Below are 15,209 nucleotides of genomic sequence, written 5' to 3' on the forward strand. Positions count from 1 at the left end.
CATTACTTTTGTTGTTTTGGTTGGAGTTTTATTTTTGTTTTTGTGGTTTTTCGTTGTTTTCCTGTGAATCGGGCAAAAACATGGCATACAGGGTTCTTGGCATTACTGCTGTATTTCCCTTTATACGAAAGAACTGCTGTGCCTGATTTCTCCAGCACAACAGTTCTTTTGTTTCTGTGGCATATGTAAATGATTCAAACTCCAGTCTTAATTTCCGGCCTTAGTGGCATCCGCCGCAGCTTCCGCAATTGCCATTGCAGCCTTTTCCACTCTTCTTGTCCTTGCGAATGCTTCGGATGGCAAGACCTGCGATTACTACTACGATAGCACCTACAACTACTGTTCCCATACTCTGCTCCTTTCAGGTTCCCTGTAGATCAGTTGTCACAGTTTTCCTCAAAACCACTATGGGGTTCGCCTGCAAACTGAGACAATAGGTTCCTTCTGTTGTTAGTATATTCTAACGTGTATTAGATGTCAATATCTTTTTCTGCACTTTACAAGCAAATTACCGTCCACTTTGCCCGGCAACACGCTTTGTGATGCCCAAAAATGCATTTGCTGCGCAAGCTTAATTCCCGTCTTTTTACACATCCAGCTTCATCTGGCCGTCCTTGATATATCCCATGTTGCGCATTCCTCGATAGATCACATAGGACAGCAGACCGGGAAGCAGGAAATGAAATACTATGATTTTCAAAATAACCAGCACAGGCTCCTCTGTCGCTGTCATGGTCTGGTAAGTCATGATCTGTCCAACCAGGCCGGAGGTTCCCATGCCGGAGCCAGTGGCATTGTTTGTCATATGGAACGGTCCGATAATAGCGATGGGACCTAAAATTGCAGACGCCAGTGTAGGCGGCAGCCAGATCAGCGGCCGTCTCATAATATTGGGGATCTGCAGCATGGAAGTTCCCACTCCCTGGGCAAAAAGTCCGCCCACACCGTTATCCTTAAAGCTTGTCACTGCAAATCCGATCATCTGGCAGCAGCATCCGATGGTTGCCGCGCCTGCTGCCACACCATTTAATCCCAGGATAATTCCAAGGGCAGCCGAACTGATGGGCAGCGTCAGCACCATTCCCATAACAACGGAAACAATAATTCCCATCAAAACAGGCTGCTGCTCAGTTCCCCAGTTTACCAGATTACCAAGCCAGGTCATAAATCTTGACACTCCAGGCCCCACTAAAATTCCAACTGTACCGCCGGACAAAATGGTAACCGCCGGAGTGATCAACAGATCCAGCTTTGTTTTCCCGGCAACCAGTCTTCCCACAGTAATTCCCACATAAGCTGCAACAAATGCACCAAGGGGCTCTCCAGGACCTGCTAATACCAGTGCCCCAGTGTCAGACAGCAAGGTTCCTGCAATCAGATTGGATGCATAGGCACCGATCATTCCCGCTGCTGCCGCGGACAACAGTACATACGTAGACTCCCGGAATTTGTACGCAACTCCAATACCGATTCCAGCTCCGGTAAGTCGCTGGGCAATCACCGCAAAGGTACTTAAATAAGCGCCATAGGTGCCGCCCATCAGATCGCCGATCTGCTTCAGAATGGTTCCGATGATCAGCGTAGAAAACAGGCCCAGGGCCATCCCGCTCAGACCATCGATAAAAATGTTGTTCAAGATTTTCTTAATTGCTTTCATACTCTCTCCTTATCCCCACACAACGTGCTTAATACAGATCCATCTTCTTCCTGCCAAGCTCCAGAAACACCCTGGTTCCTTTTCCCAGCTCGGACTCTATGCGGATTCCATGATCCAGTTTCTTCATGATCTTTCCGCTAAGATAAAGCCCGATTCCGGTTGAACGCCCCTCTTCCCGGCCATTGTATCCGGTAAAGCCTTTTTCAAAAACACGGGGCAGATCTTCCTGGCGGATTCCGATTCCCGTATCCTCAATCACCAGTGTATGGGACCTTGCTTTACTCATATAGATGGAGATTTTCCCTTTTTTCGTGTATTTCAATGCATTGGAAAGGATCTGGCCAATAACAAAGCCTAGCCACTTTTTATCCGTAAGCACCGTTTCTTCCACGCCCTCATAATCCAGGGACAGCTTTTTCCCAACAAAAATCCGGGCAAACTTGTGGATCTGATCCTTTATGATTTCATCCAGATTCACTTCTTCCAGGCAAAGATCCGAGGACAGATCCTGGGTACGAAGATATCCCAGAACCATCTCCACATACTGCTCGATCTTGAAAAGCTCATTCTGGATTTCCCCGGGATTTAGTTCTTCCTCCTGAAGCAGGAGCCTGGATGCCGCAATAGGGGTTTTGATCTGATGAACCCACATAGTGTAAAAATCCATCAGCTCTGTGCCAAGCGCACTGCTCTGGTTCCTGGCCTTGATTCTTTCCTCATCAAGCAGCCTGCAGATGTCCTGGTAAAGCGCCTCATTCTCATTCTCCGGCGCCTCCATGTGCTCCAGTGCAAGGGCGCCGTTGTCTTTTATATACAAAAGATTCTGCTGCTTTTTCCGGTATTTGCAATATCCCCAGATCAGGAATCCTGTCTCACAGATGATTACAAGAACCGCAATATAGCCCACAGGCTCCAGTGGAACATCATACAGGAAAAGCACTATCACCGCCATCAAAAGCATTGCTGCTGCCATCGCCCAGCTCTGCCATCTGGTTTTCAGATATTCTCTCATACCATATACCCCAGGCCTTTTTTGGTTACAATGAAATCCCGGATTCCCAGGCTCTCCAGCTTTCTGCGGATTCTTGTGATGTTTACGGTAAGGGTATTGTCATCCACAAAGCTGTCGCTTTCCCACAGCTTGGTCATAATGGCATCTCTTGATACCACGCGTCCCTGATGTTCAAACAGAATCTGCAGGATTTTCAGTTCGTTCTTCGTCAGGTCTGCCTGCTGCCCATTGGCAGAAATGGTGCCGTTTCCAGGATTCAAAACTACGCCGTTATGTTCCAGAAGACTGCTGTTCTGTCCGAATGCGTAGGTGCGCCGAAGCACAGCCTGCACCTTGGCAGCCAGCACATCCAGGTCAAAGGGCTTGGCAATAAAATCATCTGCGCCACGGCTCATGGCCATAACCATATTCATGTTGTCTGCCGCTGAGGACAGGAACAAAACCGGAACCTGAGAAATCTTCCGGATCTCCTCGCACCAGTGAAAGCCGTTGTAAAAAGGCAGCTTCAGATCCAGAAGCACCAGCTGGGGATCCTTCTGCACAAATTCCTGGATCACATGTGCGAAATCCTCCACCTGAAAAACCTCATAGCCCCAGGACTGCAGATGACGCTTGACAATCTGCACGATGGTCTCGTCATCTTCCACTACTAAAATTTTATACATTTTTTTACCCTAAATATGCCTTCAGAAGCTTCAGCGTATTCTTCGCTCCATCCTTGTGTGATCTCTCATAACCATGAGAAGCATAAACACCAGGTCCGATCAGGCCGTGTTTCATATCGTATCCAGCCTTCAGAGCCGCGTCTACATCAGAACCATAATGCGGATACACATCCACTGCAAATGCAATGTCATTCTCCTGCGCAGCCTTAATAAGACCGGAAACTACCTGGTAGTCGTACGGTCCCATGCTGTCCTTCGCACAGATGGAAACCATCGTCTCATCGCATTCCAATCCTTTACCGACGCAGCCCATATCTACAGAGATCATCTCTGTTACTCCATCCGGGATTGCCGCACATCCGCCGTGTCCCACTTCCTCATAGGAAGTAATCAGAACATAGATGGTACGCTCAGTCTCTACTTTCTTCTCTTTCAGATATTTGGCATAGCCAAGAAGAATGGCTGTGCTGAATTTATCATCCAGGAAACGGCTCTTAATGTATCCGCTCTGGGTTACAACCGTTCTTGGGTCAAAGCAGACGAAATCTCCGGTCATGATTCCAAGCTTTTTCACATCTTCCTTTGTTTTCACCGGCTCGTCCAGGATGGCTTCCATGGTGTCATAGGTACGCTTGGTATCGCTGTACTCTCCGTTTACATGAACCGATGCGTTCTCCAGCTGGAAGGTTGCGTCGTATACCTTGCCGGATTTGGTGTAAACCTTGCAGTTCTCTGCCTCCGCATTGTTGGGGTTCATGCCGCCGATGTTGGTCAGCTTCAGACGTCCATTGTCCATGATCTGGCAAACCATACCGCCCAGGGTGTCCATGTGCGCAGCCAGAACTACTGCATTTTTGTCGTCCTTGCCGCCCAGCTTTACGAGAACTGCGCCTTTCTGTGTAATCTGCGGTTCATAACCAAGCTTTTCGAATTCTTTTTTCACAAACTCTGCTGCCATATGCGTGAAACCGCTTGGGCTTGGCACTGCAAGCAGATCCTGTGCTGTTTTCATAATGTAATCTGTGTATTTTCCCATGATTTTATCTCCTGTTTTTCAAATAATAAAACATTTTTTCTAAATTCTTCAACCTGTTTATGCAATTGTCAGCGGCACCTGACTGCCCCTTTCCTTACATAATTTTCCCATGGATTTCCTGCGGAACTCTCGCTTTCACCATAATTCCGCTGTCTGTATATTCCTCAGAAAGCAGCTGTCCATATTCCCGGATCAGCTGGATCTTGCCGGCTTCCTGATAACCGAAAAGCTTTTCCACATAAATCTGCTCTTCAGAAAGGATTTTCTCCAGAAGTGCCTTCAGTTCGTCCAGGCCATCTCCTGTTTTCGCAGATACCTTCAAAGTGTGATCTGCCATGCTGTCACGCATGCGGATGGCCGCTCCCACATCTACTTTGTTAAACAGCGTAATGGTTTTCTTGCCCTGTACCTCCAGCTCATGCAGCGTATCATAAACCACTTCCATCTGCTGCTCCGCCTGCGGGTTGGAGCAGTCTACCACATGAATAATGTAGTCCGCGTATTTCGCCTCTTCCAGAGTACTCTTAAATGCTTCCACCAGATTGTGGGGAAGCTTGCGGATAAATCCAACAGTATCTGTAAGAAGGATCTGCTGTCCGTCGTCCAGTGTCAGCGCTCTTGTAGTCGGGTCCAGGGTTGCAAACAGCTTGTCCTCGGAAAGCACCCCAGCACCTGTAAGGGTATTTAAAAGGGTGGACTTTCCGGCGTTTGTGTAACCTACAATGGCTGCTGTTTTCATCTTGCCCCGGGTTCTTCCGGTGCGAAGAAGCTCCCTGTGCTTCTCTACCTGGGAAAGTTCTTCCTTCAAAGCAGTAATCCTTTTGCGGATCAGACGGCGGTCGCTTTCCAGCTTCTTCTCTCCGGGACCTCTGGTTCCAATTCCACCACCGAGCCTGGACAAAGAAGCGCCAAGACCAACCAGCCTGGAAGCACGGTAACGGAGCTGGGCAAGCTCTACCTGGATCTTACCTTCGCTTGTGGTGGCATGCTTGGCAAAAATATCAAGAATCAAAAGGGTTCTGTCCATGACCTTGCATTCCAGCTCATGCTCCAGATTGTTCATCTGTGCAGGGGAAAGCTCATCATCGCAGATGATTCCCGTTGCGTCTGTGGCAAGCATCAGAGCGCGTACCTCCTCGATCTTGCCTTTTCCAATATAGGTTCCGGGATGCACGGTCTCACGGTTCTGGATGATCTTGCCAACGGTCACTGCGCCAGCTGTATCTGCCAGTTCTTCCAGCTCATCCAGGGATTCCTTCACATTGTCGTTCTCATCCAGCTGAACGCCCACCAGAATCACCCGCTCCTGTATCTCTTCAATATATTCCATAAATCCTCCTTTCGGACTTTTGTTTTCTATAAGGTAATGTTGCCTGCAGGCAGCATCTCTGTTTATCTGCTTGAGTATAGCACAAAATCTTTATTTGCAAAAGGACCGATAATCCTGTGTGAATTACCGATCCTTTTTTATCGCAGTGCGGCGGCTTAAAACATATGAAAAACTCATTCCGTAATCTGCGCATTCTCTTCTGTGCTTATTCACCAGCTCCTGTCCTGGATTTCAGAAAGGCAAGCTCATGAGCCGCTTCCTCATCCTCCGGGTACATGCCTACATAAGACTGGGCTTTCTCCTGAGCAGTGGAAAAATCAAGCTTTTTCTCATAAACAACGATTTCATTAAACAGAAGGCTCTGCATTTCATCATCCGATGCAGCTGCAATACCGCTGTTAATGTTCTCAAGTGCAGAGTCGTAATTCCCTTCTGCTATATCGCATACAGCCAGGCCATTGTAACCGGAAGCTGCTGTTTTTGTGGAATTCTTCTCTGTATTGTCCTGCATCTTATTGATGTACTGCTGATACATGGCTCTTGCATTTACGTAATCCTGCTGCGCGCCGTAAACCATTCCAAGAAGGAGAACCGCCTCTGTGCTTCCCTTGCTGGATGCATTCGTCAGCTCTGTTTTGGCATTCCCGTAGTCCTCCATATAGTAATAGATCCTGCCGCGGTCACACATGTCATCTGTATCCTTGGCCTCTGAGGACAGGGCGGCTTCCAGATATCTGGTCCCGTCCGCTTCCATATCCTTTTCCAGATAGGTCTCATAAATCTGGATGGCGCGGTCATAGCTGGAATCCTCGCCATAGGCCTGCTCAAAATCAGAGGAAGCCTCATCATACCCATCCATGGCAAGCGCCACCTTGCCGCTCAGGAACCAGCAGTCTGCATCCATCTCATACTTCTGGGCCAGCGTCTGGCAGTCTGCCATAGCATCATCCAAAAGCCCTGCCTGCAGCCTTGCAGTAGCACGATACAGGTAAAGATCCTTCGCCATCGTTTTGCTGACCTTATCAGAACTAAGTGCACTGGTAAAAGCACTGATGGCGTCCTCGTAATTGCCAAGACGCATCTGGCAGATTCCAATTCCACGATAGGAAACGGCCAGACTGATCCCGTTATTTACAGACTGGGTAAATTCATCCAGGGCATACTCATAGCTTCCCTGCTCCAGATCCTTCACAGCTTCATTAAAAGTCTTCTGTTGTTCACTATCGCAGCCTGCCAGAAGGGTCATCCCCATGCAGGCTGCAAGCATCACTGCTGTTTTTCTGATTTTCATTCTCAACCAACGATCAGCCCTTCGGCTTCCATTACATCTACAACACTGTCTACATACTGATGGCAGAGTTCATCTGTCTCAGCCTCCACCATAACACGGATCAGCGGCTCTGTTCCGCTCTCACGAACCAGAATACGTCCGGAATCTCCAAGTGCTTTAGCAGCCGCTTCTACAGCCTCCACTACCTTCGGGTTCTCACGGGCAGTTTTCTTATCTGCTACACGCACATTGCGAAGTACCTGCGGATATACCTTCATCTCTTTTGCAAGGTCGCATAAGGTGGACTTCTTGTCTACGCATGCTTCCATTACCATCAGGGAAGTCAGGATACCGTCTCCGGTAGCTGCATAGCGGCTGAAAATAATATGTCCGGACTGCTCTCCGCCGATGCTGTAGTTGTTTGCAAGCATATTCTCGGCTACATACTTGTCACCTACTGCGGTCTGCTCGTAACGCATTCCCTCACGCTCCAGAGCCTTGTAAAGACCCATGTTGGACATAACAGTGGTAACGACTGTATTGCCGTTTAACTTGCCCTGCTCTTTTAAGTATTTGCCGCATACATACATGATCTTATCGCCGTCGATAATATTTCCGCGATGATCCACTGCGATACAGCGGTCAGCATCTCCATCATACGCAAATCCGATATCCAGTCCGTTATCGACTACATATTTCTGCAGAACCTCGATATGGGTGGAACCGCAGTTTGTGTTAATATTGGTTCCGTCCGGCTGGTTGTTGATCACATAGGTCTTCGCCTGAAGTGCCTCGAATACGCTCTTTGCAATGGCAGAAGAGCTTCCGTTTGCACAGTCAAGACCAACCTTTACGTTCTTGAAGTCACGGCTTGGAATGGAGATCAGGTATCCGATATAGCGGTTACGTCCGGAAGCAAAGTCGATGGTGCGTCCGATGTCTTCCTTGCGGGCAAGAGGAAGCTCCTCAATCTTGCCGTCAATATAAGCCTCGATACGCTCCTCAATCTCAGCCTCGATCTTCTGTCCGTTTCCGTTCAGAAGCTTGATTCCGTTATCATAGAATGGGTTATGGCTTGCGGAGATCATAATACCACAGTCAAAATCTTCTGTACGAACTGCAAAGGATACACTTGGTGTGGTGGTTACATGAAGAAGATAAACATCTGCACCGGAAGCGGTAAGACCTGCAACCAGAGCGTACTCAAACATGTAGCTGCTTCTTCTGGTATCCTTGCCGATTACGATCTTGGCCTTATGGTCACGTCCGTAATACCATCCTACATAACGTCCTACCTTGAAAGCATTGTCAACAGTCAGCTGAACATTTGCCTCTCCTCGAAATCCGTCTGTTCCAAAATATTTTCCCATAACTAATCATCCTCCTATGGCATTAATAAAGTCCGTTTGGATAAACTCCAGCTTCTGTAAGCTCTTTAAATGCCTTGATTACAACTTCTTTATCTTCCTGATATGTAACGCCGAACCAGGTGTCCTTTGTCTCAAGTACATCTACCTGTGCAGCGCCCTTCTGGATCAGCTCATCAATCATAACCGGAAGCAGATACTCTGCCTTGATATCTCCCGGCTTCACATTCTCAAGGAACTCTACGAATCCGTTATATAAAGTATCCATAAATGCCGGTGTCAGTCCCCACATATTCATGGAAACCAGCTCGTTCAGATCCAGCTTCTCTACTGGCTGTCCGTCCTCGCGGCTCTCAGCGCCGTCTGCAGTCTTAAAGATATTGTGAGTCTCTGTTACGCCTGTGAGCTTGCCGTCTGTAATATGGCAAAGACCTCTGGTAACGCTTCCATTGTCGCTCAGTGTATTGCCAAGGCGGAATCCAGCCATGCAGATATGAAGGATATCATCCTCTGGCTGATCTTGAACCAGATAATCATGAACCTTTACATAAGCTTCCTTGCCATAGTAATCGTCTGCATTGATAACTGCAAATGGCTCGGTCAGGAACTCTCTCGCACAGATGACTGCGTGTCCGGTTCCCCATGGTTTGGTTCTGTCTGCAGGCTTGGTGAAACCTTCCGGAAGCTTCTCCATCTCCTGATATGCATATGCTACTTCCGCGATCTTGGATACGCGGGCACCGATGGTGCTCTTAAATTCTTCCTCAAGATCCTTGCGGATGATAAATACGATTTTGTTAAATCCTGCTTCCAGTGCATCTCTGATGGAATAATCCATGATGATCTCACTGTTTGGTCCAACTGGTGCAAGCTGTTTAATTCCATTTCCAAAGCGGCTTCCAACTCCGGCAGCCATAATTACAAGGGCTGTTTTTTTCATAGGTGTACCCTCCCGTTTTAGTCCATGTTTTTTTATTTTAATATATGGTATCCGGAAACTTGTATTTACAAGGTTCCCGGTATACGCCTTTTACTGTTCCTGCAGATTGCTCAGCTTTGCAGCCTGGTCTGCTGCGATCAGACTGTCGATGATCTCATCCAGGTCACCGTTCAGAATATTATCCAGTCTGTGAAGGGTCAGCTTAATGCGGTGATCCGTCACACGTCCCTGCGGGAAATTGTAGGTTCTGATCTTCTCAGAACGGTCCCCTGTACCGATCTGGCTTCTTCTTGCCTCAGCCTCTGCATCGTGCTGCTTTGCAAGCTCCATCTCATACAGACGGGAACGAAGGACCTTCAGAGCCTTATCCTTATTTTTCAGCTGGGATTTCTCATCCTGACAGGAAATTACGATTCCGGTAGGAATATGGGTCAGTCGAACCGCAGAGTCTGTGGTGTTGACACACTGACCGCCGTTTCCGGATGCACGGAATACGTCAAACTTACAGTCATTCATATCCAGATGGAAATCAATTTCCTCTGCTTCCGGCATGATTGCAACTGTACAGGTGGAAGTATGGATTCTTCCGCCGGATTCTGTCTCCGGCACACGCTGTACACGGTGCACGCCGCTTTCGTATTTCAGTCTGGAATAAGCTCCGGCACCGTTGATCATAAAGGTAACTTCCTTAAATCCGCCGATTCCGTTCTCATTCAGACTCATCATTTCTGTTTTCCAGCGTCTGGATTCTGCGTATTTCACATACATTCTGTAAATCTCAGCCGCAAAAAGAGCAGCCTCATCTCCGCCTGCGCCTGCACGGATCTCCACGATAACGTTCTTGTTATCGTTAGGGTCCTTCGGCAGAAGCAGGATCTTCAGCTCATGCTCCAGCTCTTCCACACGCTTCTTGGCGTCTGAAAGCTCTTCCTTGAGCATCTCACGCATTTCCTCATCCTTCTCCTCTTCCAGCATGGAAAGACTGTCCTGAATGGTTTCTTTATTTTTCTTATATTCCTTATAGGTATCCACAATTGGCTGCAGGTCGCTCTGTTCTTTCATCAGCTTCTGGAAACGATCCGGGTTCGCTGTTACATCCGGCTCACCAAGCTCGTTCAGAACTTCCTCGAAACGTATGAGCAAATCATCCAACTTGTCAAACATGGTTTTCCTCCTGTTATTTCTTTCTTTTATCTATGGGGTTTCTGTCCGATCACTACCCGGTCCAGTCCTGCCAGATCCTGGATCACCTGCACCTGGCGAAAACCGGCTTTCTCAAGCAGCTTCGACACATCCTCCCCCTGGTCGTATCCGATTTCAAACAGCATCCAGCCATTTTCTTTCACATAGGCACTACCCTCCGATACGATCCTCCGGTAAAAATACAATCCATCCTCATGGCCGTCCAGCGCAATTCTGGGATCGTGTCCCTTCACTTCTTCCATAAGATCCTCGATCACTGCACTTCTGATATAAGGGGGATTCGAAATAAGAATATCATATACTGGCAGTGCTTTACCAGTAGTTTCTGCAAAAAAAGGTGATAAAAACAAGTCACTTTCCACAAATTCCGCCCGATCTGCCACATTCAGCCCTTTTGCGTTCTGTTTCGCCACCTTAAGGGCGAGAGGGGAAATGTCAGCGCCTGTTCCGGATGCCCCCTCTTTCATGGCAAGAAGACTTAATAAAATACAGCCTGATCCGGTGCACATGTCAAGGATCCGCGGTTTCTCCTGATTCTCCAGAATCTCCAGTGCTTTCTCCACCAGCGTCTCTGTGTCCTGTCTTGGAACCAGCACATTCTCATCCACATAAAATTCAAAGCCCATGAAATACGCCTGATGGGTGATGTGCTGCAAAGGAATGTGACCGGCTCTTAAGACGATCAGCTTTCTGTACTCTTCCGCCTTCTCTTCCTCTACCGCTTTCTTCGGGTCAGCAAAATAAAGAGCGCGGCTTACGCCTGTCACATACTCCAAAAGAAGCCAAGCGTCTAACCTGGCTTCCTGGATTTTCTTTTCTTCCAGAACTTTCGTTCCTTCTTTTAATAATGCTTCCAGGGATGTCATTTGGCAGCACCTGCTTCAGATGCATGCTCCTGACTCTCCCCTTCTGGATTCTCATTCTCATATGGAATGTCCAGACCAAATTCTTCTTTTAAGTATGCTCTCCAGTCAAACACGGCTTCTACTGCCTTGATGGCAACCTCTGCCATATCAGCTGTAGGCTCCTTGGTGGTAAATTTCTGCATTGCCATTCCCGGCTTGCTCATCATAAGGGCAAACTTGCTGTCCGTTCTTCCAGCCCACTGGATGATCTCAAAGGAGATTCCAGATACGATGGGCACCATGAGCAGACGTCCGAAAAGGCGCAGCCAGTAGGATGGCACCAGCACGAAGATAAAGTGCAGGAAAATACTTACCAGCATAACCAGGAAAAGGAAGCTGGTACCGCAGCGTCTGTGAAATCTGGAGCTCTCCAGCACATTCTCTACGGTAAGGGGCTTGCCGTTCTCCACGCAGTTGATGCATTTGTGCTCTGCGCCGTGATACATGAAGGTTCTCTGAATATCCTTCATTCTGGAGATCAGAAGCATGTATCCCATAAACAGTGCCAGCTTCACAAAAGCTTCTACAATGGTAACGATAACTTCAGATGCCCCAACCTTGCGGCAAAGGCTTGCCAGCACATAGGGAAGCAGCATAAATGCCGCAATGGAAATGACAATGGAAATGGCAACGGTCACATACAGCAGTGCCTTGAATGCCTTGTCCTCTTTTTTCTTCTTGGCTTCTAATTCTTCAGCGGAGAGGGAGGCATTTTTCTTAGCTTCCTCCTCGTCTTCCTCATCTCCTGCGATCTCTGCGGAGTACATCAGGCACTTGGTACCTGTTACCAGGGAATCCACAAAGCTTACCATTCCGCGGATAATGGGCTTTCTCCAGATCTTGGCCTTGCCGAAAATACATTTGTAGTCTTCTACTTTCAGCTCAATTTCATTGTCAGGACGGCGGACTGCAATGGAGTACTTGTCCTTATGACGCATCATAATTCCTTCCATAACAGCCTGTCCACCGATATTTGATGGTTTCATTTTATCCTCCTGTAAATCGGACATGTCGCCTGCCGACGACATCACCATAATGAAAGTATGTTTGAAAAATGCTTTCTGCAAGATGTGCGTCACAATTTGTGGGAGATTTTGTCCGGATGAGGGCGCCGTAGCGGGCTACGGCAACTGAATTCGGGCAAAATATACCGCAAAGTGGGGCGTGCAGATTGCGGGAATGATTTTTCAAACACGCTCTAGCCCATCCGATATCCAAGAATTCACTCATGCGAAGCATGGCTCATTCTTGGCTGCCGTCTGGGACTTTCATAGTAAATCGGCAGTAACAAAGAAAGGTTGAGATTTCCCAACCTCAACCTTCTCATTCAGTAATATTCAAATTATTTATTCAGGCCGTATTTCTCATTGAACTTATTGATACGTCCGCGAGCCTGAGTAGCTTTCTGCTGTCCTGTATAGAACGGATGACATTTGGAGCAGATTTCTACGTGGATGTCCTGCTTGGTAGAACCTGTTACAAAAGTATTACCGCAGTTGCAGGTTACAGTTGCCTGATAGTAATTCGGATGGATTCCTTCTCTCATGATTTTCACCTCTCTATATTTATTCTATTTTATTTGCGTTGAATCTGACGAATTCACACTTTACACAGCCTACTGATTATAGCATGCTGTTATGAGAAATGCAAGTTATTTATAAAAATTTCTGTTTTTTTACAGTTTGCACAAATTCTGCGTTGTTTCGAGTACGGGCAAACATGTTCAGGATCTGTTCTACCGCATCCTCAGACTTCATTCCGTTGAGGGCTTTTCGCATAATGTACACAGCTTCCTGCTCATCTTTGCTCAGAAGAAGGTCCTCACGTCTGGTTCCGGATTTCTGGATGTCGATTGCCGGGAATACACGCTTTTCCTGAAGCTTGCGGTCAAGAACAAGCTCCATATTGCCGGTTCCCTTGAATTCCTCGTAGATCACATCATCCATCTTGCTTCCGGTGTCAACCAGTGCAGTAGCAAGAATGGTAAGGCTTCCTCCCTCACGCATGTTGCGGGCTGCACCGAAGAAACGCTTCGGCATATGAAGTGCTCCCGGGTCAAGACCTCCGGAAAGAGTTCTTCCGCTTGGAGGAACGACCAGGTTATAGGCTCTTGCCAGTCTGGTGATGGAATCCAGAAGGATCACAACATCCTGCTTATGTTCTACAAGGCGGCGTGCACGCTCCACAACCATCTCAGATACACGCTTATGATGCTCCGGAAGCTCATCAAATGTAGAATAAATAACCTCTACATTCGGTCCCTGTATTGCTTCCTTGATATCAGTAACCTCCTCCGGACGCTCGTCAATGAGAAGAATGATCAGATGCATGTCCTTGTTATTCTTCAAAATGGACTTGGCAATGTCTTTGAGAAGGGTGGTCTTACCTGCCTTAGGCGGGGAAACGATCATGCCTCGCTGTCCCTTTCCGATAGGACTGATCAGATCTACAATACGCATGGCTGTGGTTCCGCCAGGACGTTCCATGATCAGACGCTCATCCGGGAAAATGGGGGTCATGTTCTCGAAATTGTATCTCTTCTGACCTTCGCTTGGATGGAAACCATTGATGGATGTCACATACAAAAGGGCACTGAATTTCTCACCCTGGGTCTTGATCCTGATATTTCCCTGGATAATATCTCCGGTCTTCAGATTAAATCTCCGGATCTGGGACGGGGAAACATAAATGTCATTCTCACCTGGAAGATAGTTCTCGCTTCTGATGAAGCCGAAGCCATCCGGCATAACTTCCAGAATACCGTTGGCACGCTCACCGCTGTCCAGCTGGACGGTCTCTGCAGGAACGTGATAAGTATTGCTTACATGCTCAGCATGTCCTTCGGCATTCTCGCGAATCTGCTCTGGTTCCTCACTTTTGGTCTCTGCAGGAGGAACAACTTCTACAGGGCGAATGACCGGCTCCTGCCTTGCAGGGCTGTCCTGTCTGGCGTTGCTGTAGCCATTCTGACGTCCTGTATTCTCACCTCTTGCTGCATAGCTGCCGCGAAATTCCGGATTTCTTCTTACAATGGTCCGGGTTCTTGCGGGCTCTTCCTTTTTCACAGGGGCTGCTTCCGGCTCTCTTCTTACAGGTGTACCTGCAGGAGCGTCCTGTACCATATCGGAAGCTTCTTTTTTCACCTCTTCCGGTTTCGCTGCTTCTTTCTCAGCAGCTTCTTTTTTGTCTTCTTCCAGCATACGCTCAATTAATTCAGGCTTTCTCATAGTAGAAATGCCCTTCAGTCCTCTGGCTTTCGCAAGCGCTTTCAGCTCCACCAGGGGTAACGATTCGTATTTTTCTCTCATCAACCATCTACCTCTTCGACTCATTATCATTCTAAATTACATTTCATTTTCTACGGGATACAAATGTCTGATAGGACAGAAATTTTATGTTGAACAAAAAAATGAATATTTAATCTAATATTGCTTATCATAGCACATTATCGGCACTCTGTCCATATCAATTGCAAATGAATGCCTTTGCCCTATATTATACACACCAGAACTTTTTGATTGCAAGACTTATTTGTCGACACATATCTGACGTCATCGACACCGGCATCCGAAAAGTCGCCCCCACCCGTGAAACGGGTGGCTCGTAGGACGGCTATAAGCCTTTAATGCTAGGCCAGCGTCTCAAGGCGCTGGATTTCGCTTTGCTCCAGCCACATTGCTCTTGACTCGTCGCCGCCCTTAAAAGGGCATTTGTACTACTTCGCCTTAACCCTTAAAAGGGTCCTAATATTCTTTTACGCTAAGTTTATCCTGCATAATACACGATGCGTAGACATTTTGAACAGGCTAAAGCCGTATGTTAAA

16 protein-coding genes and 1 pseudogene are annotated in these 15,209 nt (G+C 47.6%); 2 read left to right on the plus strand and 15 right to left on the minus strand.

Annotated elements, in window-relative coordinates; translation table 11 throughout:
- Nucleotides 1-220: 220 nt before the first annotated feature.
- From H8S54_RS15245 to H8S54_RS15300, 12 genes are all read right to left on the minus strand, one after another.
- On the minus strand, nucleotides 221-349 hold the full coding sequence (locus H8S54_RS15245) for a FeoB-associated Cys-rich membrane protein (protein WP_021926397.1): 129 nt from the start codon (nucleotides 347-349) through the stop codon (nucleotides 221-223).
- Between the two features lie 237 nt (nucleotides 350-586).
- Nucleotides 587-1,657 (minus strand): PTS transporter subunit IIC, encoded by a 1,071-nt coding sequence (locus H8S54_RS15250; RefSeq protein ID WP_021926398.1) that lies wholly within the window; start codon nucleotides 1,655-1,657, stop codon nucleotides 587-589.
- 28 nt (nucleotides 1,658-1,685) lie between these two features.
- Complete coding sequence (locus tag H8S54_RS15255; RefSeq protein ID WP_186901758.1) at nucleotides 1,686-2,669, minus strand: sensor histidine kinase; 984 nt, start codon at nucleotides 2,667-2,669, stop codon at nucleotides 1,686-1,688.
- The gene (locus H8S54_RS15260; RefSeq protein WP_021926400.1) at nucleotides 2,666-3,334 is read right to left on the minus strand and encodes a response regulator transcription factor; all 669 of its coding nucleotides are present in this window, start codon (nucleotides 3,332-3,334) and stop codon (nucleotides 2,666-2,668) included. The genes H8S54_RS15255 and H8S54_RS15260 overlap by 4 nt, the downstream gene beginning before the upstream one ends.
- A gap of 4 nt (nucleotides 3,335-3,338) precedes the next feature.
- Nucleotides 3,339-4,370 carry a M42 family metallopeptidase gene (locus H8S54_RS15265; RefSeq protein WP_021926401.1) on the minus strand — a complete coding sequence of 344 codons (1,032 nt, stop codon included), beginning with the start codon at nucleotides 4,368-4,370 and terminating at the stop codon, nucleotides 3,339-3,341.
- Nucleotides 4,371-4,464: 94 nt separating this feature from the next.
- Nucleotides 4,465-5,700, minus strand: a complete 1,236-nt coding sequence (hflX, locus tag H8S54_RS15270) for a GTPase HflX (protein ID WP_173765695.1) — start codon at nucleotides 5,698-5,700, stop codon at nucleotides 4,465-4,467.
- Nucleotides 5,701-5,905: 205 nt separating this feature from the next.
- Complete coding sequence (locus tag H8S54_RS15275; RefSeq protein WP_243176848.1) at nucleotides 5,906-6,991, minus strand: tetratricopeptide repeat protein; 1,086 nt, start codon at nucleotides 6,989-6,991, stop codon at nucleotides 5,906-5,908.
- Between the two features lie 2 nt (nucleotides 6,992-6,993).
- Entirely contained in the window at nucleotides 6,994-8,340 is a 1,347-nt protein-coding gene (gene glmM / locus H8S54_RS15280) for a phosphoglucosamine mutase (protein WP_021926404.1), read from the minus strand.
- A 22-nt stretch (nucleotides 8,341-8,362) separates the two neighbouring features.
- The gene (locus H8S54_RS15285; protein WP_186901759.1) at nucleotides 8,363-9,277 is read right to left on the minus strand and encodes a sugar phosphate nucleotidyltransferase; all 915 of its coding nucleotides are present in this window, start codon (nucleotides 9,275-9,277) and stop codon (nucleotides 8,363-8,365) included.
- Between the two features lie 90 nt (nucleotides 9,278-9,367).
- Nucleotides 9,368-10,441: a peptide chain release factor 1 gene (prfA, locus tag H8S54_RS15290; protein WP_021926406.1), complete on the minus strand. Its 1,074-nt coding sequence runs from the start codon at nucleotides 10,439-10,441 to the stop codon at nucleotides 9,368-9,370.
- 26 nt (nucleotides 10,442-10,467) lie between these two features.
- Complete coding sequence (gene prmC / locus H8S54_RS15295; RefSeq protein WP_117851135.1) at nucleotides 10,468-11,346, minus strand: peptide chain release factor N(5)-glutamine methyltransferase; 879 nt, start codon at nucleotides 11,344-11,346, stop codon at nucleotides 10,468-10,470.
- Entirely contained in the window at nucleotides 11,343-12,371 is a 1,029-nt protein-coding gene (locus H8S54_RS15300) for a DUF1385 domain-containing protein (protein ID WP_021926408.1), read from the minus strand. The genes prmC and H8S54_RS15300 overlap by 4 nt, the downstream gene beginning before the upstream one ends.
- 49 nt (nucleotides 12,372-12,420) lie before the next feature.
- On the opposite strand from H8S54_RS15300, the gene H8S54_RS19160 reads away from it, so the two are divergent.
- The gene (locus H8S54_RS19160; RefSeq protein ID WP_317259435.1) at nucleotides 12,421-12,519 is read left to right on the plus strand and encodes a DUF6783 domain-containing protein; all 99 of its coding nucleotides are present in this window, start codon (nucleotides 12,421-12,423) and stop codon (nucleotides 12,517-12,519) included.
- Here the strand turns inward: H8S54_RS19160 and H8S54_RS19165 are convergent.
- Nucleotides 12,484-12,615, minus strand: a pseudogene (locus H8S54_RS19165) (DUF6783 domain-containing protein); the annotation flags it as partial. The gene H8S54_RS19160 and the pseudogene H8S54_RS19165 overlap by 36 nt on opposite strands.
- Between H8S54_RS19165 and H8S54_RS19170 the strand changes: the two are divergent.
- The gene (locus H8S54_RS19170) at nucleotides 12,556-12,687 is read left to right on the plus strand and encodes a hypothetical protein (RefSeq protein ID WP_334298075.1); all 132 of its coding nucleotides are present in this window, start codon (nucleotides 12,556-12,558) and stop codon (nucleotides 12,685-12,687) included. The pseudogene H8S54_RS19165 and the gene H8S54_RS19170 sit on opposite strands and share 60 nt — an antisense overlap.
- Before the next feature lie 40 nt (nucleotides 12,688-12,727).
- Here the strand turns inward: H8S54_RS19170 and rpmE are convergent, their stop codons facing one another.
- Both rpmE and rho read right to left on the minus strand, forming a co-directional pair.
- Nucleotides 12,728-12,931, minus strand: coding sequence for a 50S ribosomal protein L31 (gene rpmE, locus H8S54_RS15305; RefSeq protein ID WP_117851138.1), 204 nt, complete (start codon nucleotides 12,929-12,931; stop codon nucleotides 12,728-12,730).
- A 109-nt stretch (nucleotides 12,932-13,040) separates the two neighbouring features.
- Nucleotides 13,041-14,693, minus strand: a complete 1,653-nt coding sequence (gene rho, locus H8S54_RS15310) for a transcription termination factor Rho (protein WP_021924899.1) — start codon at nucleotides 14,691-14,693, stop codon at nucleotides 13,041-13,043.
- Between the last annotated feature and the right edge of the window lie 516 nt (nucleotides 14,694-15,209).

The sequence above is a fragment of the Blautia segnis genome, from assembly GCF_014287535.1.
Taxonomy (GTDB): domain Bacteria; phylum Bacillota; class Clostridia; order Lachnospirales; family Lachnospiraceae; genus Blautia_A; species Blautia_A acetigignens.